The sequence below is a fragment of the Paenibacillus terricola genome (assembly GCF_014779765.1).
GTDB classification, from domain to species: Bacteria; Bacillota; Bacilli; order Paenibacillales; family Paenibacillaceae; genus Paenibacillus_T; species Paenibacillus_T terricola.
Genome location: NZ_JACXZA010000005.1, coordinates 67,252 through 92,000 on the forward strand (window position 1 = coordinate 67,252; position 24,749 = coordinate 92,000).

Annotated in this window: 17 protein-coding genes; 4 read left to right on the top strand and 13 right to left on the bottom strand. The window is 53.0% G+C overall.

Translation table 11 applies throughout. The features are described from left to right. Positions 1-53: 53 nt before the first annotated feature. The 7 genes from H8B09_RS19335 to H8B09_RS19365 all read right to left on the bottom strand — a co-directional run bounded on the left by H8B09_RS19335 (position 54) and on the right by H8B09_RS19365 (position 11,256). Positions 54-935, bottom strand: a complete 882-nt coding sequence (locus H8B09_RS19335; RefSeq protein WP_191205225.1) for a radical SAM/SPASM domain-containing protein — start codon at positions 933-935, stop codon at positions 54-56. A gap of 196 nt (positions 936-1,131) precedes the next feature. Further along, positions 1,132-2,967 carry a discoidin domain-containing protein gene (locus H8B09_RS19340; protein WP_191205226.1) on the bottom strand — a complete coding sequence of 612 codons (1,836 nt, stop codon included), beginning with the start codon at positions 2,965-2,967 and terminating at the stop codon, positions 1,132-1,134. Between the two features lie 331 nt (positions 2,968-3,298). Beyond that, positions 3,299-6,694 carry a DEAD/DEAH box helicase gene (locus tag H8B09_RS19345; protein ID WP_191205227.1) on the bottom strand — a complete coding sequence of 1,132 codons (3,396 nt, stop codon included), beginning with the start codon at positions 6,692-6,694 and terminating at the stop codon, positions 3,299-3,301. Next, positions 6,691-7,320 carry a P-loop nucleotide/nucleoside kinase family protein gene (locus H8B09_RS19350; protein WP_191205228.1) on the bottom strand — a complete coding sequence of 210 codons (630 nt, stop codon included), beginning with the start codon at positions 7,318-7,320 and terminating at the stop codon, positions 6,691-6,693. Before H8B09_RS19350 ends, H8B09_RS19345 begins: the two co-directional genes overlap by 4 nt. A 77-nt stretch (positions 7,321-7,397) precedes the next feature. Further along, positions 7,398-8,501 carry a GerAB/ArcD/ProY family transporter gene (locus H8B09_RS19355; protein ID WP_191205229.1) on the bottom strand — a complete coding sequence of 368 codons (1,104 nt, stop codon included), beginning with the start codon at positions 8,499-8,501 and terminating at the stop codon, positions 7,398-7,400. Further along, the gene (locus tag H8B09_RS19360; RefSeq protein WP_191205230.1) at positions 8,501-9,691 is read right to left on the bottom strand and encodes a Ger(x)C family spore germination protein; all 1,191 of its coding nucleotides are present in this window, start codon (positions 9,689-9,691) and stop codon (positions 8,501-8,503) included. The genes H8B09_RS19355 and H8B09_RS19360 overlap by 1 nt, the downstream gene beginning before the upstream one ends. Continuing rightward, positions 9,688-11,256, bottom strand: a complete 1,569-nt coding sequence (locus tag H8B09_RS19365; RefSeq protein ID WP_224753788.1) for a spore germination protein — start codon at positions 11,254-11,256, stop codon at positions 9,688-9,690. Before H8B09_RS19365 ends, H8B09_RS19360 begins: the two co-directional genes overlap by 4 nt. Positions 11,257-11,345: 89 nt before the next feature. On the opposite strand from H8B09_RS19365, the gene H8B09_RS19370 reads away from it, so the two are divergent. Both H8B09_RS19370 and H8B09_RS19375 read left to right on the top strand, forming a co-directional pair. After that, complete coding sequence (locus tag H8B09_RS19370; RefSeq protein ID WP_191205231.1) at positions 11,346-11,540, top strand: hypothetical protein; 195 nt, start codon at positions 11,346-11,348, stop codon at positions 11,538-11,540. A 256-nt stretch (positions 11,541-11,796) separates the two neighbouring features. Then, positions 11,797-12,078: a transporter gene (locus tag H8B09_RS19375; RefSeq protein WP_224753789.1), complete on the top strand. Its 282-nt coding sequence runs from the start codon at positions 11,797-11,799 to the stop codon at positions 12,076-12,078. A gap of 381 nt (positions 12,079-12,459) precedes the next feature. On the opposite strand, the gene htpG is transcribed toward H8B09_RS19375, so the two are convergent. After that, entirely contained in the window at positions 12,460-14,340 is a 1,881-nt protein-coding gene (gene htpG / locus H8B09_RS19380; protein ID WP_191205232.1) for a molecular chaperone HtpG, read from the bottom strand. Between the two features lie 233 nt (positions 14,341-14,573). Here htpG and H8B09_RS19385 point away from each other — a divergent pair, with 233 nt between their 5' ends. Next, entirely contained in the window at positions 14,574-14,936 is a 363-nt protein-coding gene (locus H8B09_RS19385) for a hypothetical protein (protein WP_191205233.1), read from the top strand. A 644-nt stretch (positions 14,937-15,580) separates the two neighbouring features. Beyond that, positions 15,581-17,035, top strand: coding sequence for an esterase-like activity of phytase family protein (locus tag H8B09_RS19390; protein WP_191205234.1), 1,455 nt, complete (start codon positions 15,581-15,583; stop codon positions 17,033-17,035). A 59-nt stretch (positions 17,036-17,094) separates the two neighbouring features. Here the strand turns inward: H8B09_RS19390 and H8B09_RS19395 are convergent, their stop codons facing one another. From H8B09_RS19395 to H8B09_RS19415, 5 genes are all read right to left on the bottom strand, one after another. Then, positions 17,095-17,541 (bottom strand): NUDIX hydrolase, encoded by a 447-nt coding sequence (locus tag H8B09_RS19395; RefSeq protein ID WP_191205235.1) that lies wholly within the window; start codon positions 17,539-17,541, stop codon positions 17,095-17,097. 207 nt (positions 17,542-17,748) lie between these two features. Then, positions 17,749-21,510, bottom strand: a complete 3,762-nt coding sequence (locus tag H8B09_RS19400; protein ID WP_191205236.1) for an alpha-L-arabinofuranosidase family protein — start codon at positions 21,508-21,510, stop codon at positions 17,749-17,751. 616 nt (positions 21,511-22,126) lie between these two features. Beyond that, positions 22,127-22,897 carry an enoyl-CoA hydratase gene (locus tag H8B09_RS19405; RefSeq protein ID WP_191205650.1) on the bottom strand — a complete coding sequence of 257 codons (771 nt, stop codon included), beginning with the start codon at positions 22,895-22,897 and terminating at the stop codon, positions 22,127-22,129. Between the two features lie 124 nt (positions 22,898-23,021). After that, complete coding sequence (locus tag H8B09_RS19410; RefSeq protein WP_191205237.1) at positions 23,022-23,369, bottom strand: hypothetical protein; 348 nt, start codon at positions 23,367-23,369, stop codon at positions 23,022-23,024. Positions 23,370-23,473: 104 nt separating this feature from the next. After that, positions 23,474-24,577, bottom strand: coding sequence for a threonine aldolase family protein (locus H8B09_RS19415; RefSeq protein ID WP_191205238.1), 1,104 nt, complete (start codon positions 24,575-24,577; stop codon positions 23,474-23,476). Between the last annotated feature and the right edge of the window lie 172 nt (positions 24,578-24,749).

Sequence of the window (24,749 nt, forward strand, 5' to 3'; positions counted from 1 at the left end):
ACTCGCTTCTGCGAGGCAGGATGGTTTTTTGCATGTTTACAACTAACCGCTAATTAAGCTCCCGTACCGAACCGCTGACGGTAGCCGCACTTGCGGCACAACTCCTCCACCGCTTCACGGCGCGAGAATCCATAATAAAGATTGTTCGCGCGCTCGCCGTCGACAATCTCGGAGAACGACGTTTCATGCACATTGCCAAGGTTGATGACGCCTTCTCCATCGAGGCAGCATGGGACAACCGTGCCATCCACGAGCACTGCCGCCTGAGTACGAAGGGCGTGGCAGAACCCTCGGCCATCGTCCTCAGGCGCATCAAGACTCGGCCACTGGAACTCGTAATCTTGATTAATATAAACGTTCTTCGCGATGCGGATTCCTTTGCCAGGTTCAACACGTTCCTCGATCTGATAGTCGAGATTGAACTCTTGCTCAAGTATCGACAACGTCTCACGGTTGCGGCTTCGCTCTGCATTCGTCATGTTGTCCTGCGTCAAATTCCACAGACGGAAAGAGAACAGCACGTTGTGCTCGGATGCCTCTCGAACGAAGTCGAGAATCTCTCGGAGATAGCCGTCGCGGTTCTCCGAGCCGATATGACCGTCGAAGCTGTGCAGCGAGAAATTCATTTGGCGAAGCGCTGGTTTGCCGAGCAGCTTCGCTTTATTTTTCGTAATCAGCGTGCCATTCGTCGTAATGTTGACCTTAAAGCCCTTCTCATGCGCGGCGTCGAGCAGCAGGTCAATCTTCGGATGCAGCAGCGGCTCGCCCTTCACATGCAAATAAATATGGTTCGTATGCGGCTTGATCTGATCGAGCACGTGTTCGAACGTCTCCTGCTTGATGAACCCCTTCGCGCGGGCCGTCGGCGGGCAGAACGTGCAGGACAGATTGCATACGCTCGTAATTTCGATATACACTTTCTTGAATGTTTTCAATGAGAGAGCCCCATTCCGTATGCGTGCTATTCATCTACCCATTATAACAGACTTGCCGAACAATAGGAGCATGGATGGACCAATCGCATCGTTAACCGCATTTTGGATAAAAAAAAGCCCGTCCGCCAGGGACGAGCTACAATCAAAGCTTAATAAGCATCGCTGGCTAATGCCCTGCAAACCAGAACGCTATTCGTTAGTCGTACAAATGAATTTCCGCCAGTTGCACAACGCCGCCGCCGTTTCCGATCAGCTCGAATTTATAATACTTATAAGCCGTCGCATTGCTGAACGTATACGTGTTCGTTTGATAGCGGTCTGCAAAATCCTCATTGGATCGCGTATCGAGTATGCTCCAATTCACGCCGTCGTTAGAACCGGACACCGTCCACGAGAGCGGATCGCGATCCTCATAATCGTTCGCGGACGTAATCGCGTACTTATTCACCGCATAAGTCGATGTGCCAGGGAACTCATATTGAATCGATGGCGCATTATCGAACACCAGCCATTTGGATGCGACATTGCCGTCGAACGCATTGTCCTTCTGCTCGGCGGCAGGGCTGTTGCTATTGCTGACCGACACCGTGCCGCTCGTCGTCAGTCCTCTTGGAATGTTGTATTCCGTAAAGAACGGACTTGCATGCAGTGTAACGGCGCTGACGGAAGCCCAGCCCGGCAGCTCGCTCTCGCCGAAAACGTAGCCGTCCGGATCCTGTAGAACGAACAACCGGTGCAAATAATCGAACCCGCGCCACATGATCGAATTGCCGTCGCCTTCGTGCGGCAGGCCGAATGCATGGCCAAGCTCATGCGCCGCAGCGCCATAGCCGATCGACAGCGCCTTCTGCACCGTCGATGCAGGCTCGCCGACGAAATCGGAATCGACCGGACTCAGGTTGGCGAATTGACTCTGCACTTCCGTCTCGTCATTCGGGAACAACCATACCGTCGCGCCGCCGAACACTCCGTAATCGCCGCCGCCGAGCGCGGTATGCGCGTACATATAGTTGGAAGCTGCGTCATACTTGGAGAAGCCGACGAACGCCAAGTTTTTCGTACCCGGCTGCGGGTACTGTTGCGGAACGAGGTTAGCGACTTCAGAGTAGAGCTCGCTCTTATCATACGTTTGGTTATAGTAATATGAGGTCGGGTGCTCGCTCTCCAGCACATGCACGTCGACTTTGCCCGTCGTGTTGTTGATTTCCAGGTTGAACGTTTCGCGGCCGTAGCCGTTGGCCTTCATGGAATCGGCCGTCAGCGACTGCAGAACCTTCATGTACGTGCTGAGCTTCGCAGCGTAGTTCTGCGGATCGTTCGGCAGCATCGTTTGATAATCGGTGTTGCCGCCGCTTGGCACATACCAGAAAATGCGCGTTAACGGCTTCGAAATCGGAGGCACATAGTTCAACGTAATCGTCGTCTGCTCCGTGCCGTTCTGAATAACGAGATTGTTCACGCCTGGCACGAGATCTGCGAATACTTTGAATTCGCCTTGATAGGCCATGCCTTGAATGACATTAGTCGAACGGCTCGAGGATGTATTGGTCAACGTGACGGTCGTCGCGCTGGTATCGACCAAATTGCCGCGGATAAGCGGGAACGAATACGAGATCGTTTCATTCGCGGCGAAATTCGTCACTGCAACGCCCGGTTGAGCGCCGTCCGTGACCGAAACCGTTACCGGTTGGCTCGAAGTCGAACCGTATGCGTTGATCAGCTTTGCCACATAAGTGTAAGTGCCGTTAATTTTGCCGCTAATTGCCTTTGATGCCGACTGCGCGCCAGGCGTTTGGTCGACTAGCGTCTGCGTATCGATCAGTGTGCCGTTTTCATACAATTCCAACGTCGTTCCGTTGTCTCCATACCACAGATTCGTTGTAATCGTGTAGTTCCCGTCTCCGTCCCAGTTATTGTGGGACACGACCGGCGTTCCAGGCACACCTGCAGCAGCTGCTGCGGCTGCAATCGGCATAAAAGTCGCCAACAGTACGATTGCTAAGCTAAAGCTCAGCCATTTGGATAATTTCATCTTCAAATCCCTCTCTTCTTCTCCTATTCCAATCTCTCTTTCTCTCTATGGTCTTGCTTATATCAAAAGAAAAGATCCTCCAAAGCGACGCCAGCAATCACAACCTAACAAATTCATTTTCTGTTAGGTAAAGGAAATTTTCTCCCTACGAGTCTACTTTTTCACGTGGAAATTTGCAATGACCTTTTTGGTATTTTTATATAAAAATAAAATAAAGTAACAAATTGTGTCCGCCGAGTGAACACGCCGCTTGCATAAGAGCGCATAAAAAAGCCCGAATGCACCGCTCGCTTTCAGCGGTACAACCGGACTTTCGCTTCAAGGCCATCCATTATTTAAGCATCAAAATTTCCTTGATCTCTTCTGCCGTCAGTGAGGCAATCGACTCGTGCCCCGGCTGGATGACCTCGTCGATCAGCCGCTTCTTGCGCTGCTGCAGCTCGAACATTTTGTCCTCGACGGTGCCCTTGGCGACGAGACGTATGACCTGCACCACATTCCGCTGGCCGATCCGATGCGCTCGGTCGGCAGCCTGCTGCTCTACAGCCGGATTCCACCACAGATCGTACAAAATAACAGTGTCTGCCCCCGTCAGGTTGAGCCCCGTACCGCCTGCTTTGAGTGAAATGAGGAAAACGTCCCGCTCGCCGCTGTTGAAGCGGTTGCACAGCTCCGCCCGCTCCTTCGGCGGCGTGCTGCCGTCGAGCGAGAACATCGGCACGCCTCGAACGCCAAGCTCTCGGCGAATAATCTCCAGCATGCTCGTGAATTGCGAGAAGACGAGCATTCGCTTGCCTGCGCTTCGGCAGTCCTCGATAATGTCGAGCAACTGCTCCAGCTTGGAGGAGCCGCCTCGGTAGTCCTCGACGAACAACGCCGGATGGCAGCAGATCTGACGAAGTCTCGTGAGGCCTGCCAGAATCCGAATCCGATGCTGATCCCAATCATTCGGATCGTCAAGATGCTTCAGCGTCTCCGCCTGCAGCTTCGCCAGATAAGCCGTATACAGCTTCTTCTGGTCTGGCAGCAGATCCGATGACTGCAGCGTCTCGATCGCATCCGGCAGCTCCTTCAGTACATCGCGCTTCAGCCGGCGCAGCAGGAATGGCTTCGACCGCTTCGCGACGGTCTCGCGCGTCAGCTCATGGAATCGCTGACGGCTTGGGAACAAGTCCGGGAATACCGCATCGAAGATCGACCACAGCTCCTCTAATCGATTCTCGATCGGCGTACCCGTCAGCGCGAAGCGATATTTGGACTGCAGCGCTTTAACCGACTGCGCAGTCTGGGTCGCATAGTTCTTGAAGTACTGCGCCTCATCCAAGATGAGCGTATGGAACGACCGCTTCGCATACGTCTTAATATCGCGGCGCAGCAGCGGGTAGGACGTAATGATGACGTCCGTTTCACCTTGCAGCAGACGATCACGCTCTGCTGGTCCACCGCTAATAATGACGGAGCGGATCGAGGGCGCGAACCGCGTCAGCTCCTGCTGCCAGTTATACAGCAGCGATGCCGGGCACACAATTAGCGCAGGTTGACCTTGTTCGCGGATTTCGGGCAGCACCGATAGCAGGAAAGCAATGCTCTGGACGGTCTTGCCCAGTCCCATGTCATCCGCCAGAATGCCGCCGAATCGATAGTGCGCCAGCGTCTTCAGCCATTGGTATCCGACCTGCTGATAGTCGCGCAGCACAGCATCAAGCGCTTCGGGCACCGGGAAGTTCAAGCTGTCCGGCTGGCGCAGATTGTGCAGCAGCTGGCGAAGCGAGCGGCCAAGCCTCACCGTGCGGCTCTCTTGATCGGCATCGATCAACCGAAGGCCGCGCACCGCCGGCAGCTTGAATCCGCTGCCGATCAGATCCGCATGCCGCACGCCAAGCAGATTCATAAGGCGGGATATCTCTTCCATCTCCTCGCTCTCAAGCGGCAGCAGCGCGCCGTTAGGCAGCCGGTAGAATCGCCGTTTCTCTTCTACCGCCTTTATCACTTTCCGAATGTCCCGCTCCGGAATGCCGCCCAGATCGAACTTGAACTCCAGCCAATCGGTACGTTCGTCGATCTCCGCTCTCACCGTCGGCGTCTCTGCGCCAACATGAATTCGCACCTTCACCGCGGACGTCGCATAGACGTCCAGCAGCTTCTCAAGCTCTGGCACAATATGATAGAGGAACTCATATTCCGCATCGTCGCCGCTCATCAAATACCCGCCTTCGGTCTCGATGAAGTCCGCTCTCGCCATGAGCGCTAAGATCCGCTCCTCTCGCTCGCCGTCTCGCATCAGGATCCGATCATCCGCCTTACGCTGGCTGGCAGGTTCAAGCGGATTGACGACTAGATCGCCATAATGGAACTCAAGCGCAGCCAGCAGCCGTTCACGCACACGGTCCAGATACAGCTTCGCCTTCAGCGGCGTGTGTACAACGCGCTCCGATACGTTCTTCGCCATATGGACGTGGCCGAGCTCCATCAAGCCTGGCACCACCCGTTCCATGAATGGCTCCATCTGCTCCTGCGCAATTCTGAACCGGTGACCGCTCGTCTGACTTAACAGCCGCTGCACTTCCGTCAGCCTGACGCTTTGCGCTTCGGATAGTCCAAGCAGCTTCCCATCGGCAATAGCTAAACCGTACGAAGGCAGAACTGCGATACGTTCCAGCCCTTCAACCTGCAGCATGTAGGCAGAAGAAGCAGAAGCTTGTGCAGCAGCCTCTGTCTGTTCCTCCATCTTAAACTCAAACCGAAGCGGCAGCGGCTCATCCGTCAGCGCGATCCCTTCATAGGCTTGACCGCCATAGGACAGAAGAGCATTCGGCACATCCGACAGCAGCGGCAGCAGCGCTCCCCACGCCGCCGGCGGAATGAACAACATACGGTCTCCCGCAGCCTGCGCCGCTTGGGCGAACCCATCTACTGAGGTCCGATACAGTCGTTCATCCCGAACAATGCGAATGAGCGCTTGTACAACCGCATCCTCCTGCTGCGGAAACCGATGAACCTCTGGATCATAGGTAAAATATTTCTGGAACGCATACGACTCTCGCCGCTCGACCGCCTCAAGGAACGCATGGAGCTTCTGCACCACATACAGCCGCTTCGGCTCCGGACCACTCCTCAGCTCGATGCCAAGCAGCAGCCTTCCGATCCGGTCTTGGAATGGACTAACCGTCATCTCGACTGTGAGCGGCTCCCTCGTATCGAACTGCGATCGCGTGCCGCTTGGCCGTTGAGGCTTTCCGCCGAACAGCTCAAGGAGCTCGCCCATCAGGCGCGAATCGTCGCCTGTTTGCTGGGTATCACGTGCACGGCCGAGTACCTTCAGCGGGCCAGCGGCTCCCCCATATGCATCGGTATCCACCGAATCAACCGCGAGCTGCTTGCCAACACTTGCACTCGCCACCGCTTCCGCACCATAACCTGGCGGGCGTTTCCCTTCCGCCGCCTCGTGCAGCTGGATATCCATCAGCACCGCAGCCACATGGCTGCAGCCGCCCTTATAAGAAGACAGCGATGGACAAGTGCAAGTCGTCTGGAGTTCGCCACCCGCATCCATCATCACGGTCACGATAAACGGTTCCGTTCCCTGCACAACCGCTTCATAGCGCGACTGCAGCGGCTCGGCTGTCGTGAAGGTGACTTTGCCCGCTCGGCGGAAGGCTTCACCCTTCTTATAGGCAAGCGTTCCGCACAATTGTTGAATGGAACGCTGCGTCAGCTGCATGCTCATCGCAATGCACCGGCCTTCTTGTCATCTCCGTACACGAACTGCTCAAGCAGCATGAGCCGATCCTCCGTCAGCGGCGCCGAATTGTCCCAATCGAGCACAGCGCCTTCCGGCAGCGGCCAGCGCACCTCGCGTCGAACGAGCGATCGACTGAACGTCTCCCAATGGTCCAGCTTCCATTGATCCAGCTCCGAGCCGCGCGTTCGAATGCGTTCATAATACTGCTCCGAACTTGGAAGCTGGACGAGCAGCACCTTCACTTCGACAGGTTCAAGCGCTTGCGGGAATGCGCCTCCACCCTCCAGCTTCGCAAGCTCTCCTTCCAGCCAGGCCGGATCCTCCAGCTCGCGTGTGAATGGCCCGATAACAATCGCGTCCTGGCCATTGCTTAAGAGATCAAGCGCAGCGTCCATCGTAATCCGGTAGCCAAGATCGCGGCACAACCGCTTATATTCAGCCGAATCGCGGTCGCTTGGATCGAGCCCCGCTCCGGTCATAATCGCTTCAGCCGCAGGCCGAAGCAGCGTATCCATATCAAGCAATGCCATACGGCAGCGGCGCGCAAGCGCCCGGGCCAGCGTTGTTTTGCCAGCGCCGGCACCTCCTGCAACGAACAGCAGCAATGCCATCGTATCTCCCTCTCTCTTATGCCTGTTACGACGTCTATTACTTCGATCATAGCACAATTACGAGGGGGAGCGCTCCTTTACGCAGACTTCTTCTGCAGCTTGTAACCAAGCATTTTACGCAAAAGTATCATGACAAGCGGCAGTCCAATGGCGACTGGCAGCGCAATGAACGGCCAATAATTTTCGAGAAAATCAAGCGCCCGGAAGTGATCCTTAATGATCCAATATCCGAATACGCCAAGCATAATGCAGCAAGGGATAATCATTGGCCTATTGCTCTTGATGCCGAAGATGCGGGACATGCACACCGACGTGCCGTAGATGCAGAACATGACCTCGAATAAAGCCGGCAGCGAATACAATGCGATCATGATCATTTCGTACCGTTGAAGGAAGTTGCCCATATGAGCGTTGCGCGCCAGCTTCATGCAAGACAACGTATATTGGCTCGTCACCTCTGAGGACAGCACAGCCCCCTCCAGAATGGCCCATATAATGATCATCATGCCGCTCCCCATAATGCCGAACACACCGAATCTGCCGTGACCTTGATCCACCTTCTTCACCACTGGAAGAACCAATGTCGCCATCATCGTCGCCATTGCACAGTCTGACAAATAGTGAATGCTGGCCTTAGCTGTCTTCGGCGCACCGGATTCCATAATCGGCAGCAGGTTCCGAATATCGAATTCCTGCATAGAGCCAATCGTAATCAGCACATTCAGCGCGAACATAAACAATAACCCGATTACTGCAATGCGCCCCATGACCTCAAGCCCATAGTAACAGCCGATTGTACCCACGATTAGCGATGTGACAACGAAGATCCACAGCGGCGCGTCCGGCAAGAAATAATCACGCAAATGATAAACAAACGTAATCATAACGGGTCCGAATGCCACAATGAAGAAAGCGAATATAACGAGCGCCACCAAACTGCTGAACCAACGGCCTAACAGCAATTGGCCTAGCTGGATATAGTCCTTATCCGGTGTCCGCCGGATTACAAGATAGGTCAAGTACATCATGACGATTCCTTCTATTGTACCGAGCAGCGTAGCCAGCCACATATCTTGGCCAACCGTACGCGCCAGCACACCTTGCGTAACCCCAATCGCCTTGGCATACATTATGTTAAGGATCATCGCAATGAACATCCCGTTTGAAATCTGAATCTTCATTACTTAATCCCCTCTCTTGTCGCTTTGACCACCCCGGATTTGACGGTCGTCTCCACTTGTACCGTTATTTCGGCCTCCGCGAAGGCCTCATCCCAATCTTTCTTCAACTTCTTCCACTCTGCGGGATACTTATTGCGGAATACATCACCCATCTTCAGAAAATCAGTACGGTACTTATGCTGCGCCTTATCGATAACACCTTCCAGGGTTTGCGTCAGTTCTTGATCGAGTCCTTCATCTGCATCCTTACGCAGTTGGCTGGTAGACTGGCTGCAGCCGTTCTCGACAATATCCGCCTTGGCTGTCAGATGAACATCGAACTTCGGTCGACCCTGGGCATACGCCGGCATCACCTTCAGCTTAGCCCCATTGAACTCCAGTGTAATCATGTTCGTATCGGAATCAGGACAAGAAATGACCTCAATTCCCTTGTCCAGCCGTTCGAGGAAGAAGAGTACGCCGCGTGCATCGTCCGCCGTCAGCCACCCGACCATCTGGCCATGTTTGAAAGCGGCAGCCCCTTTCAGCTCTACTTGTTTAATCGAGCCATGTTCGCCAGGTTTTTTATTAGAGACCCCCCTTGGCTGCAGTGATACCCTCGCAATAACCGGCTCTGTCGAGTCGCTCAAGTAACTCTCTTCCAGCGACATCATATTCGTGCCTGGCGCGCGGCCTGCAATTCGATGATCGCGGAACAGACGGTCTACCGCCTCGCCGGGCACGACCTCTAGTCCCGTTACCGTCGAGATGACTTCATCAGGCTTGTCCGAAGTGACAGCTACCCATGTATTCATTCGCAGCTCATGGTTGCGCGTGAAGAAATCGACCATATCATCGATCCCTTTGCGTGCATACTGCTCGCTCATGACAATAAGGAAATTATGCGCCCAATAGACGCGGCGAGAAGAGATCTGCCCCATATTGCGGATCGCATCAAAAATGCTGGATCCTTCCGTACTAATCGAGTAGATCGGCTCCCCTGTACCGCCTGAAGGGGCGCCCGTCTGTCCGCGCGCATCCGCTGGCCGGATAATCTGTGCAGACAGCCGGACCGTTCCTGGTTTCTCTCCTAGGTCAAGACCTACGGCTGCGACCATTGCCAATTCATTAATTTGCCGAAGTCCCATACAAGACGTAAGCAGCGGGACAGTGAGAACGATCAGCAGCATGCAGCACAATATACGTTTCATTGGGATCCATCCTTTTTCGGTGGTGCCGGCATCTGGTCATGCCCCATTCGATCATGATCCTGAGCAAACCCCGGCCTTGAATTCAGCATCCACATCGGCGCCCGCAGCATCGTGTCCCGTTGATCCGATGGGCGGAATGGACTGAGCGGCGTCAAATAAGGCTCGCCGAAAGAGCGAATCGACAGCGCGTGCAGCAGCAATGCGAAGAAGGTTGATGCAAAGCCGAGCAACCCCATCGTTCCCGAAGCAATCAGAATCGGAAAACGGAACATGCGCAGCGCAAGCGACGACGAATAGCTCGGGATGGCGAAAGAGGATATGCCTGTGATCGCCACAACGATAACCATGAACGGCGAGACGAGTCCTGCCTGAACGGCTGCCTGCCCGATAATGAGAGAGCCTACGATACTGACTGCTTGACCGATCGGCTTCGGCATGCGAAGGCCCGCTTCGCGCATTAGCTCGAAGGCCAGCTCCATGATGAGTGCTTCCAGTAACACCGGGAACGGAACGACTTCGCGTCCTGACGCGATGGTGAGTGCGAGCTGCGTCGGGATCATCTCGTGATGGAAAGATACCAGCATGACGTAGATCGATGGCAGCAGCAAGCTGATCAGGAAGGCGCAGTACCGCACGATGCGGAAGAACGAGCCGACCCAGTAGCGGTTGTAGTAATCATCAGGCGCTTGAATGAACTGCCAGAAGAAGGTCGGAACGATCAGTACCACGGGCGTATTATCGATAAAAATAACGACGCGTCCCTCAAGCAGCGCGGACGCCGCTTTGTCCGGCCGTTCCGTGCTTTGAACCGTGTTGAACGGCGACAAGGGAGCGTCTTCAATTAATTCCTCGATGTAGCCGCTCTCCAAGATCGCGTCGATCTTTATGCCGCCAAGCCTTTTCTTCACTTCGTCAACCAGTCCTGGCTTAACTAAATTATTGATATAAGCGATGTTAATGTCCGTCTGTGTTCGCTTGCCGATCACCATCGGATCAATTCGAAGATGCGGATCGCGAATTCTTCGCCGTACATTCGCTGTATTCGTACGGATGGTCTCCGTGAAGCCGTCGCGCGGACCGCGAACGTTATTTTCTGACGAAGGCTCTTCTACGCCACGATCCTTCCAACCTCTTGAACAGATCAACACGCCTTGCTTAAGACCATTGACGAACATCAGCGTGTCGCCCGCAACTAGCGCGGAGATGCCTTCCGCTACCGTATCGAAGGTTTTCACGGAAGCATTAATCATCAAGCTGGTGCGCAACATGTCCGCTGTCGACAGTTTCGCAGGGTCCAGATTTCGCTCGCTGCCGTATGTAATGAGCGCTTTAAGCACGGTGTCCACAATCGAGGCATCAGCCATCCCGTCAAGGAAATAGAGGATGCCTGGATAGTCAGGGTTGCCGCATAACAGGAAGTCACGCTTCAATAGATCTACGCTTTCCCCCATTACCTCATCTACCGCAGTGACGTTATCCGACAATTGGGGCTGAATCGGCTGTTCCAACAGCCTTTGCATATCGTCTTGCGGCTTGCCATCCTTTGCTTGATCGTTCTCTGGCATCCTCCATCCCTCACTTCCACGTTGTTTGGTGGTATAGGCAGCTTGCCGCTGGTTCACAATAACGTGCAATTGGAAAGGAGCTGCTTGTTATGGATCTGTATCACTCGTGGTTCTATCAGAAGCTGCTCAACACGCAGTGGTTTTTGTGGACCGTTGTCTATATCGTCCTTGGCCTGAATTTCCTAGCCCCCGTCATCGTGTGGCTCCTCATGAACTGGAGCGTCATTAAGGAACGGTTCAAAATGAAGAAGCACAAGTCCGATAAACCGGTAAAGTCGTCGTAATGGTACTGGAAAAATGCGGCGAGGCAGTCGATAGTTTCCCACTTGAGCGCTGTAATTATTCGGCAGCAGTCCACTGCTTATGGAACAGCAATGGCAAAAGCCCGACCATGTCTCCACTCGGAGACGGTCGGGCTTGTTGTATTGGGAATTTATCTTTACTGGGCAAGCATACAATCAACATGGCATTCACCTACGTATGATTCACAAGCAAGACATCCCGTATTGAAAGCTAGAACAACCTAAAGGAGTGCATACCATGAGTTTCATGCCATCAGGCGTTCCGGGATCAACCGTCCCTTTGCCTCCTCCTCCAGCCATTATTCCACCAAAGCCGAATGTATCCTACATTGTTGACTGTCTTCAGAACATTACTTATGTCTGGCTGTGGAATGGGGATAGCTTCTGGTACTACCCTATAAGCGTTCAATCCGGAGCAGTAACCGGCTACCGTTGGAACGGGGCGTTCTGGACGTTCTACGGATTTGATCCGCGTCTTATTAATGCGAGCTCTTGTCCTCCGATTCCGACACTATTCTAAATCCGAAACCCTTATAAGAGCTTTTTTCTACCCACCCAAACCCTCAGGATTTCTACCCACCCAAACCCTCCCTGCAAGGGAGGGCCCCAAAGGTCGTGTGACCTCTGGACTCCTCATAAGGACGCAGCTTTGATAATATGGACCGTGCGCCCGCTCTTGCCCCTTCGCGGCAAAGCTATTGTTCAATGTGTCTAGATACGGTCTAGCGTCCGCAACATTGTTCGTATATGTTCACCAGTCACCGCCCATTGATGAATGGTTTGAGTAAATGCAGCATTTTGCTATGGATAGTGTGCTGTGAATGGAATAACAAATAAAGCGCATCTCATCATCAATCAGATGATGGGATGCGCTTCTATTAGAGACTTCGAAACATCGATGTTACACCATAACCTTGCAAATATCGTTCGTGAACGCCACTGGATCTTGGATCGGGAGGCCTTCGATGAGCAGCGCTTGGTTGTACAACAGGTTCGTGTACAGCTTCAGCTTCTCAGGATCGGCCGCTTGCGCCGATTTCAACGTATTGAACACCTCATGGTTCACGTTGATCTCGAGCACCTTGTCGGCCTGTACGTCTTGACCGTTCGGCATCGCCTTCAAGATTTTCTCCATCTCGATCGATACTTCGCCCTCAGCGGACAAGCAGACCGGGTGAGACTTCAAGCGCTTCGATGCTTTAACGCTCTTCACTTTGCCCTCAAGAATGGCTTTCATGCCTTCGAACAGCTCTTTCGTGCCGTTCTCTTCAGCATCATCTGCCTTATCCTTCTCATCCGCTTCAATGCCCAGATCGCCGCTCGACACGGACTTGAACGATTTGTCCTTGTACGTGTTCAGCGCTTTGATCGCAAACTCGTCGATGTCGTCGGTGAAGTAGAGCATCTCGTAGCCCTTATCCGCGACAATTTCCGTCTGCGGCAGCTTCTCGATTCGATCGATCGAGCCGCCGGTTGCATAGTAGATGAACTTCTGGTCTTCCGGCATTCTCGACACATACTCATCCAATGATACAAGCTTCTTCTCCGTGGAGGAGTAGAACAGCAGCAGATCCTGCAGATCATCCTTGTGCATGCCGTAGTCGCCATATACGCCGAACTTCAGCTGGCGGCCGAACGATTCGTAGAACTGCTCGTACTGCTCGCGCTCGTCCTTCAGCAGGCTGATTAGCGAAGATTTGATTTTGTTCTTAATGTTCTTCGCGATCAGCTTCAGCTGGCGGTCATGCTGCAGCAGCTCGCGGGAGATGTTAAGCGACAGATCCTCGGAGTCGACCATCCCTTTGACGAAGCTGAAGTAGTCTGGCAGCAGGTCCGCGCATTTGTCCATAATGAGGACGCCGTTCGAGTACAGCTCCAGCCCCTTCTCGTATTCCTTTGTGTAATAATCGAAAGGCGTACGCTCTGGAATGAACAGAATCGCATTATAGACAACAGCGCCGTCCGCGCTGATATGAATATGTTTGATTGGCTTGTCGAAACCGTAGCGCTTCTCGAAGTAGAAGTTCTCGTAGTCCGCGTCGGTCAGCTCGCTTTTGTTCTTGCGCCAGATCGGCACCATGCTGTTGACCGTCTGCTCCTCGATCACTTGATCGAATTCGTTGTCCGCGCCTTCCTTCGGCTTCTGCGTCTCGAAGTCCATCTTGATCGGGTAGCGGATGAAGTCGGAGTACTTCTTCACGATCGCCTTCAGGCGGTATGGCTCGAGGAACTCATCATATTGGTCATCCTCAGTGTTCGGCTTGATCGTCATGACGATCTCGGTACCGATCTCTTCCTTCGCAGCCGGCTCAATCGTGTAACCTTCCGCGCCTTCGGATTCCCAGCGGTATGCTTCGCTGCTGCCAAGCGCGCGGCTCGTCACAACGACCTTGTCAGCCACCATGAATGCGGAATAGAAGCCAACGCCGAACTGGCCGATAATGTTATGGCCTTCCTTCGCTTCATTCTCCTGCTTGAACGCAAGCGATCCGCTCTTCGCGATGACGCCGAGGTTGTTCTCGAGTTCTTCCCGCGTCATGCCGATGCCGGTGTCGGTAATGGTCAGCGTACGGCTGGACTTATCCGCCGTTATTTTGATGAAATAATTATCCTTGTTGAAGACGAGACTGTCATCTGTCAGCGCCTTGTAGTAAATTTTATCGATAGCATCGCTGGCGTTCGAGATCAGCTCCCGCAGAAAAATTTCACGCTGGGTATAGATCGAGTTGATCATCATTTCGAGCAAACGCTTGGATTCTGCTTTGAATGCGATTTTGGACATGATTCAATCTCCTTCCGAGCAATGGCTCATGCGTATTGTTAGCACTCCCACATCGAGAGTGCCAAAGCACTTCCTTTTATATACCATAACCTAATTTTTCATGTCAATAGGGCAAGATGACGAGCCTTGTCGAAGCAAAATGGATGAATCGTACGGGGCAAACCTATGCGCTCCAACTATCATAGATTCATATGTTACGAGTATAAGAGAATGAAAGGATTGATGCGACCAAGATGGCATATGGATTTGGCCCTGGGGGCTTTGAGGCGCTGCGGGGTCTGGCTGGACGCAAACGCAGGTCGACGATCAACATCTTTATTTTCAACGGACCCATCATCAATCAGCGTGCAGAGGGCGGCGGACAAATTCTGAAGAATGTCGGTCAAAATGCAAACCAAGGCGGACAAAACGCAATTCTTGGACGCACATCCAATAAGAAGGCCAACTTCGCTAACGGCAACGGACGCAGCGGCATCGCGGGCAAGAGGAATGACGAGCAAGGCGGGCAAGAAGCAGTGAAGAAGAACATTACCGTGTTTAAGAAGAGCAAGCATACGCACCCTCATCATCGCAAAGGGATGTTTAAAGTCTGGTAACTTAAAGCAGAAGGCGCCTGGCGGTGTACACCGGGCGCTCTATTTTATAACAAGAGATTATACTATTATTCTATTACTCAGTCTGTATCGTGACCAAACCACATTCCGTTTTAGCATTCAGTGCAATAGCTGATGATGATTCGTTTCTGGAAAACCTATTATTCCCTTACATAAAATATTTCCTAGCGTTATACTCAATTTTGGAAGATCATGGATGAAGCATATCAATAGGAGATGACATAATGGCAATTGAACCATTTATTTTTCTTGCTTGTATCGTTTGTTTTATAGTCCCTATATTACTCCGGAGATATATAGAGGTTCTTCAAGTAATAGCAGGTGTGTTTTTATTCGGCAGCATTATGGTATTCCACGAGGATGTGCAAGTAAAAATCATATTTACGATTGCTTTCATCTGGACGTTTGGTTCTATTAGCGGTCTAGGGTTAAGGTCTAAAAAGAGGTATTAATACATGATAAGAATAGACCGCCCAATGTGGCGGTCTTTCCTTTTATACCATTACGGCAACAGCGCTTTTACATAAACTACACATCCAGATAATGTACAGATAATCGATTATCGGTATAACTAGTGAAGCAAATCTAGCAGCATATTCTACCGTCCGACAAAGGAGCTCTATACAATGAACAAGAAATGGGTCATTACAACGGCAACAGGTCTGTTCCTGACAGCAGGCATTGGATTCGCATCGGCAGCCGTTATTAACGGTACGCCAGCATTAGGCTTCAAATTCTCGAACAACGGACAAGCTGTTTCGATGTCCGAGACGCCGGTCAACATTGACGGCCGCCTGTACGTGCCGGTACGTGCGCTGAGCGAAGCATCCGGCAAATACGTTGATTATGATGCGTTTAACCAAGGCGTTGCGCTGACGGACAAACCAACGTTGATCGGCAAATATGCACTGAAAGATCCGGACATCGCTAAAGGTATCAAAATGGGTGTCGGCTCCTCGCTGACGCATATTCCAGGCGATCCTGACAACGTGTTCTATACGACGGCAGACCGCGGACCTAACGGACAAGTAGACGTGAATGGCAAAACGGTGCGTACGTTCCCGCTGGCCGACTACACGCCAACGATCTATAAGATCCAAATCGCAGACGGCACGATCAACATCATTGACCAGTTCCCGCTGAAGGTTAATGGCATTGATCCTGTAACGAAAAAAGCTAATATCACGGGCCTGCCCAACATCAAAGGCCGCGACGAAGCACCTTATGATGCAAAAGGCGAAAAAGAGCTCGAATACGATCCATACGGTCTCGATATCGAAGGTCTTGCATACAACGCACAAGACGACACGTTCTGGATTTCCGACGAGTACGGTCCTTCGATCGTTCACGTGAAACGTGACGGTACGCTCATCGAGCGCATCGTGCCGCAAGGTTGGGCTTCGCAAGCGGCAACGCCGCTCGTGCCTGCACGCGAGACGCTGCCAGCCGTGTACAACAAGCTGCGTCAGAACCGTGGCGCTGAAGCTGTAGGCGTTACGCAAGACGGCAAATATATGTTCATGGCTATGCAAAATGCGCTCCGCAATCCGGACAAAGCAATGGATAACTCGCGCCAAGTTCGCATTATCAAGTTCGACCTGTCGACGCTGAAGCCAGTTGCTGAATACGTCTATCAATTGGAGGACGCTTCGCAATTCAATGGCCTCGTACAAGGCGATATTGTCGTATCCGACCTCGTCGTTGTCAATGACCACACGCTGCTTATCGATGAGCGCGACAAGTTTGCTGGCGACAAAGCACAGCTGAAGCGCATCTATGCCGTTGATCTGTCGAACGCAACGAACGTTCTTGGCAAATACGACGACGACAAGGCAGCAGGCAAAACGCTGGAGCAAATGACCGTTGCAGATCTGAAGGCAAACGACATTAAACCGGTATCCAAACGTACGGTACTTGATTCCGTCGACTTCAAATTCCCTTATGAGAAAATCGAAGGCGTAACGCTCACGAATGGCGACACGCTGACGATCGTGAACGATAACGACTTCGGCATCGACAGCACGTCCGAAGCGAACGGTACGGAGCTGTGGCAGTTCAAGCTTCCATACACGCTGAAGTAAAAATAAAGCAGCCCTCCATAAACCATTCATCATGGCTTGCGGAGGGCTGTTTTTTTTGCTTACAATCCAATATTGCGCTTGAGCCCTTGGTAGCTCCCCGCATTCGGGAAGCCATCTCGGACTAAGGCTGCGAATTGCGCTGAGAAGCCATACGCTTCAAGCTCTTGGATCGGGATCATAACCACATCGGCTATCGGGTTGGCATCAAATTCGTTAGACGGCAGCCTGAACTCGCCGCCGGTGCGGCGCAGCAGAAACGTAATATGCAGCAGCGACGGGGATGCATCCGGTTTATCGCACAAGTACAGCAGCTTCACCACTTCCGTCGACAGCCCCGTCTCTTCCTCAAGTTCCCGCACAATCGCCGCTTCCAACGTTTCGCCTTGCTCCACTCGTCCACCCGGCAGTGACCACGCCCGATCCGCAGACACCCGCTGCTTCACAAGTAGAATACGTCCTTCTTCTACGATTACACCCGTTACGCGCACTTGCAGCAATGAGCTCATTGGGTTGCCTCCTCTAATAGTATCTTCAACAAGTCCGCATCAATTATTTTCCAATGCACATTTTACAATGGCACAAGGCGTCGGACAAGCAGGAATGACAACAAAACACCCCTTGATAGCCGCAAGTGACAACGCAATTGTCGCATTGCAACCCTCAAGGGGTGCTTCAATATTGGCAGTCAGCAACTAGCTGCCTAACGATCACTATTACACAAGATCAAGCACGATTACGCTGACGGAGTTCGCTGGCAGCGTCAGAACGACGCTGTCGCTTCCGATGTGCAGCTGCGATTCGCTTGGCTGCACCAGCTCAGCGTTCTTCTTGTTCACGTTTGGCGTATGCACGATCGACTCGTCGCCAGTAAGCGTAATCAGCTGCGCGGACGCAGCGACGTTCAGATCACGGAGCTCAAGACGCGTCATTTTGTCCACATTGTCCGCGTTAACCAGCTTCACGTACACATGCTTGTCGTCCTTCGTGACCGAGCTGAACACCTCGCGGTTGTACGCTTCAAGCTTGTACGCGTGCACATGGCTCGTCGTCTGGCCATCCGTGTACGAGCAGATGAGCGCATCGCCCTTCTCGCCGCCGTAGTTGACCGTAATCGTGTACGCCACGCCTTCCGCAAGCGGCTCATGGCCGTATTGACGGAGGTTGCCTGCCGCCGTGCTGGACGAGTAGTCGCCAAGCGTGTAGCCTTCTACGCCCTGTTTGAACACTTTGACACCCGTTGCGTTACCGTTGTAGTTGATCGCATATTCGATCACATCTTTGCGCTCCGACGTAATATCCGTCAGACCCGCGCCGATGTAGAAGCCTTCTACGCCGGACAGCTTCTCCGCTACGACTTCAACTTTGTAGTTCGTCCAAGCGTCGTTCAGGATATACAGGCCGTTCAGACCGCCGTTCTGTGCATGCAGCACGAGACCGCGCTTCGCATCAACCGTATAACCAGCCGTCGAGCTAGGAATGACCTGCCACTGCGCTTGAAGCGACTGCGTGAAGTCCTGCTCCAGCAAGACGCTGCCGTCTACATTCGACGTAACCGTCACGCGACGGACTGCGATTTCCGCATTGCCCGTTGCGATCTCGATGCCGCCGCGCGGCGTGAGAACGGCTTCAGCGCCATTGCGATACGTCTTGAACGATGTGCCAAGCACCTTCGTCCCGATATACTTCGCATATAGCTGCTGCACGTAGTAGTTCGGCGTGAACCATACGGTCTCGTCGTCGAACCAGATGCAGTCCGGCGTCCAGCGGTACGTGCCGTCCGTCAGCACTTTGTTGAACAGCGGAGCCGTTGCAGCAAGACGAATGACATCCGAATTGTTCTCGAAATGCGTCATGATCGCCGCTTCCGCTACTGCGCCTGCCAGCGTGTTCTTGTCCGTCGATGCATATTCGCCCACGAATACTTTCGACGTCTGCGATTCGTTCAGCGTACCGTCCGCGTTGTATACGCGCTCGTAGTAGTTATAACGGTCGCCATTGTTCAGCAGATATTCGTTCGAACGGTAGTAGTGTTCGTCCGCAATCGTATCCATGTAATTCGACTGCTTGCCGTACCATGTAACATCCTCTTCCCAGCTCGTCTTGCCGTCCGTGAATCGGATTTTTTCTGCACCCTTCTGACCGCCGCGCAGGAAGTTCCAACCGCGCTGATAAGCGTCGTCGTCCGCTTGCGCGCCAACCGTCGAGATAATGTGCAGCTCATGGTTAGGATAGTTCGCTTGCATGAATTCGTCGATGGCAGTCTTGAACACTTCGAAGTTCGCGAAGAACTCCGTGCCCCAGTTCTCGTTGCCTACGCCGAGGTAGCGCAGATCGAACGGTCCAACATGTCCCATCCGCTTCCGAAGCGCAGCCCATTCATTACCCTCAAAATCCATGCTGATCGCAAAATCGATCAAATCCGTGAAGCTGCGGATATAGTAGTCACGCAGTTCGCCGCCTGCCGGATTCGCATAGTCCGAGCGCGCTTGGCAGAGCACGCCGCAAGCCATAACTGGCAATGGCGTCGCATTCAAATCTTCTGCCAGCTGGAAATATTCCATATAGCCGAGGCCCATCGTCATCATGTAGCCCCAGACGTTGTAGTTCTCTTTGCGCAGCTCAATATCGCCGACCGAGTGCTTCCAATCATACACGTTATCCCACACGTGCGATCCTTCGGAAATACAGCCGCCTGGAAAACGAAGGAACTTCGGATGCAGATCCACGAGTGCATTCACGAGGTCTTTCCGCAGACGGTAGTTCGAGTTGCCCTTATAGTTCGCATGAGCCGAAGCCGAACGTACTTCTTCACTCGCACCCCATACATCCTGCGGAACGAGCGATACCATATCGATCGACACTTCGCCGCTGAATGTCAGTACAAGCTGACCGAGCACTGTAGCCGTTCCTGTCAGTACGACTTTCGGATCGATACCATATTTGGACCATTGGCCGCCGCCTGTTACAACGACGACTGCCGGCTCGCTGATCGCTTCGCCATCCGGGTTCAGCAGCTGCGCTGTAATGACGCCGCCTACATCGGATTTGGCCCATATCGTAAAGTCATAACCATCGCCAGCCTTGATCGACATCGCGCAAGCGCCATTCGAATCTGTATAGCCGCGGTTGTACAGCTTCGTGCCGTCCGGCACCGTAATATAGTGCGCGTTCACATCGGGGTCTTCGATGCCGAAGTGAGCATTCAGGCCGCCTTCGCTGCGAACCGTCACACGTTCCACATCGCCGAACCATGCATGCATTGCCTCATAGTTACGTCCCGTTGAAGCGCCGCACTCGCCGCAAACATGCGAGAAGCTGTCGAACTCGAACGCTTCGAATGAACGGTTCTGTACGAGCTCCGCATAGATGCCGCCGTCCGCTGCGTTATTGATATCTTCATAGAAGAGTCCATACAATACGTCACTGACGTCCAACACTTCCTTGCCGCCCTCGATCGTCAGCGTATATGGCGGAAGCCCTTGCGGAATAACGGATACCGAGAAGCTCTTCTCGGCTTGGCGGCCGCCTTTACGAAGGGTTGCCGTAAGGGTTACAGCCTGCGCTTCCGATAGATCGGCATTGATCTTGCCCTGCTCATTCATTGCACTTGGGTTGCTCGACTGCCAGCTTGCTTCCACTTTACCGCCCATAAGAAGCGTCGGCAGCGTAATGTCCTTCGTGACAATCGACGTCGGGAACGACAAATACTTGTCCTTCGCGAGCGCGACGATTGCTTCATCCGTCAGCGATTCGCACATCACTTCAATCACTTCGTCCTGCGTCAGGCCAGCTTGGTAAACACGGAAATCTGATACTGCACCGTTAAAGTCAGGATCCACATCGTATTGCGACTTGCCGATCGTGTTGTTGCTGTAATTCGCCGAGTCCGTGAACGTCGCGAACCATTCGCGCAGCTGCGCATAACGGCCGCTCGACGTCTGACTGATCATGCCGTCCGCAACGGCTTCACCGTTCACATATACAACGGGACCGGCGCTGCTGAGCGTACCGCCTTGTGTACCTGTTACCGATAACGCCACATGAATCCATTCGCCTGCTGCAAAACCTCTGCCTGGATCAACGACAATGTCGCCGCCTGCGAAGCACGTTCCGCGGAATCCGCGCGTCAAGAACAGGTAGGGTCCCCTCGAACCGCGGCCGAAATCGAAGATTCGCTCCCATACGTTGTGGCCCTTGCGCAGGTATACCCAAGCGGAGATCGTAATGCCCGTCTGATCACTTACATTCGCCAGCAGATCAGCTGGCAGCTGGAGATACGATGTTCCGCCTGTACCACCAGCGAGGGAAACCGCCATACGGCCGCCAATGTTCTCAATGGTAGGCTTCGTTGTACCCGACGCGATTGCGTCTTTGCCGCTGCCGGAGCGGTCATAGCCGACATTCGCTGCATCATCAAAAGCGTAATGCGCGATTAGGCTTGTGCTGCGTACATTGTCAAGGTTACTGCTGCTCATGAATTTTCCCCTTTTAATAGAGTTTTAGTTAGCCATAGGATATAGCGTTATCATTTGGCAGAAGAAGAAAATGTAATTCACCGTACTGATCATTTATTGCATACGCGAATATAATAACATAATTACTAATCAATTAACATATAGATTATCAACCTAGTTCTACCCACCCAAACCCTCCCTGCAAGGGAGGGCCCCAAAGGTCGTGTGACCTCTGGACTCCTCACAAGGACGATGTCTTGGTTGGGATGGATCGTGCGCCCGCTCTTGCCGCCTTGCGGCAAAGCTTTTGTTCACTGTACCTAGATACGGGGTTATCGTCCGCAAACGTTGTTCGTTTGTGCCCACCTGTCACCGCCCATTGTTGGGACTTCTGATAAGCTGCACCATTTGTTGGGACAACGAAACTACTGGAATCCGGAATGAGTAACGCTTAAATCCTGTTCATGTCCTGAATATGCCTATTGTTCGCCGCATAAAGTGTGTTTGTGCCGTGCTTATCATGCGAGAAAGCTTATATAAACAAAATAAGCGCTGCTGAGCAGCGCTTATTGGAGTAGTGAACATTTTGTACATAGCGTGTAGCCTAGGCCGTCTAATGTTCGACTATGTAGTTCGTTTAATCTTGAAACTTAGCAGGACGCTTCTCAATGAAGGCCGTAACGCCTTCGCGCATGGACTCTGTCTCGAACAATTCGCCGAACAGTTCGGTTTCCCGTTCTAGTCCCTCTTCGAGTGTACCGTCCAGGCCATCGTTGATTGCGGTTAGCGCTGCAGCGACGGATGCTGCGCTTCGGTCGTGGGCAATACGTTCTGCCCATTCGAGTGCTGCCTGGAGCAGTTGTTCACGCGGTACAGACTTGTTGACGAGGCCGATCTGTTCGGCCTGTTGACCCGTAACCGGTTGGCTGAGCAAGATCATCTCGGTTGCCTTCGCCTTGCCGATAAGCCGAGTCAGACGCTGCGTACCGCCGTAGCCTGGAATGAGTCCGAGATTGAGCTCAGGCAGTCCCAGCTGTGCCTCATCTGCCGCAATGCGCAGATGGCAGCTAAGCGCCAGCTCCAATCCTCCGCCAAGCGCCGCTCCATTAATCGCGGCTATGACCGGTTTCTTCATCGTCTCGATGCGCCGGAACTTCTCTTGCACTGACCGTGCGAGCTGCGTTGCTGCTTGCGCATCTCCGAATGCACTAGTGAACTGCTTAATGTCAGCACCTGCTGCAAAGCATTTGCCTTCGCCGGTCAGGACGATCGCTTTCACTTCCGAATCGGCTGCAAGCTTATCGAGACATGCCGACAACTCGTCAATAACTTCCGTGCTTAACGCATTAACGGGCGGACGGTTCAACGTAACCGTTGCTACACGGTTCGCTAATTTTACCCCGACCATAGAATAGACGTACTCTTCTGCGGTAGACATGGATAATCATCCTCTCCTGCACCTGGGGTACAACACGAACAGCCCCTTCGATAGGGGCCCGCTCGGTCGAAATCGAATACTCCATTATACCATGCTACACGCGTTTCACCTGAAGCGTCTGAACCGATTTGTTCGTGTAGGTTCCCCGCAGCGTCTCCTCTGACAAAAGGTTTAACTTCACCACGCTTGCCACCTTGCTTGCGTCCGACTTGGACAGCAGCCGCCACATATCCGCTTCAGGCAGCACATCGAACAATCTCGCATCATCATATTCTCTGCGCTCTTGAACGATAATCTTCGCTTGGTAGTCGCCCGCTTGCAACTCGCCAGCCGGATTGCCATTACAATATGCAATGATGACGTTTCGCAGCGTCTCCAGCTGCTGCTCGATCTGTTTCTGCTGCTGCTTCAGCTCATAATACTGACGAAATGTTTCCTCCACACCATATCACTCCCCTACCATTATTCATCCCATTCTATGAATGAGCTCAGATAGGTAGAACAGTTAGGAGAGGTTTCATTGTTATTCACCAGCTTACTCTACAACTACTGTCTGTTCGAGCTGCTCAATCGTTCTCCCAACTGACGAAAAGCTTCCCGGACCTTCTCCTGCGGCAGCTCCGCGTATCGATCGCCAATGCTCACCTCATAGTAGCAGACCGTACCCGTCTTAGGACGCAGCACATGCGTGAATCCGATGCCCGTCTGCTGTGTGATTTCGATCAGGATCGGCTCCAGCTCCTCCTTCGGCCTCTCGGCATGCACATGAAACATATTCGAGACCGGCACCTGCGGCACCGTCCTTATCGCCGGGTGACAGCCATTGTACAGCGCCGCCAACTCGACAGCTCCCTCATAATAGTCGGCCATGCGCGGCAATCGGAGATCCAAATAGTACTCAGCGCTTAAGAAATACGGGTACAGGCTGATCAGATCGCCGCCGTGACGCCTTTTCCAAACCTTCGACTCTTCCGCAAAATCGTACTCCCCCGCCAGCACAGCCCCGGCAATGCCGCCAAGCCCCTTGTACACCGACACGTAAACACTATCGAACAAGCTGCAAATTTCCTCAGCCGATCGACCATAGTAGGGCGTAACCTCGAATAGCCTTGCGCCATCGAGATGCAGCTTAATCCCTTTCGCGCGGCAATGCGCGGAGATCGCTTCGAGCTCGGCATAGTCAGGCAGTTGGCCGCCAATTTCCCGCTGCGGCAGTTCCAGCAGCAGGCAAGCAACATCGTCCGGCATGCCAAGGACATCGGATAGCAGCACTGGCCGTGTCGTATCCGCAAGCAGGATGGGCTCGAGATGATGCAGCTCCTTCAATCCGTCCTGCTCGTGGATCTCCAGATGGCACAGCGGATGATACGCAACTTTCTTGCTGCCGGCAGCATCTGACCAGATTCGAAGAGCGATCTGCTGCGCCATCGTGCCACTCGGGAAGAACACCGAAGCCGGTTTACCCAGCAGTTGGGCGAACCGATTCTGGAACTGTTCAATGACAGGGCCGCTCCCATATACGTCACTGTCGACATCGCCGTCAATCGTTTCGAACGCTTCCTTCAAAACATGTACATTTCGTTGCCCGTGGCCGTTCAACGGATACGGCGCATTATTATAAGCCTCAGCTAGCGTTACATCTAAACGCATATAGATCACCGCTCCTTTCCAGACACTGTGTTGTAGTGTCTGGCATTTGCGCGAATTCCATACCCATACATGCACAAAGACCGCCAATCGAAGGACAAGCGACTTCGCTAATTGGGCGGTAGTCTTGCAAATTTTTATCTGGAAACTGTTTACAACAAATATGTTAATTGAT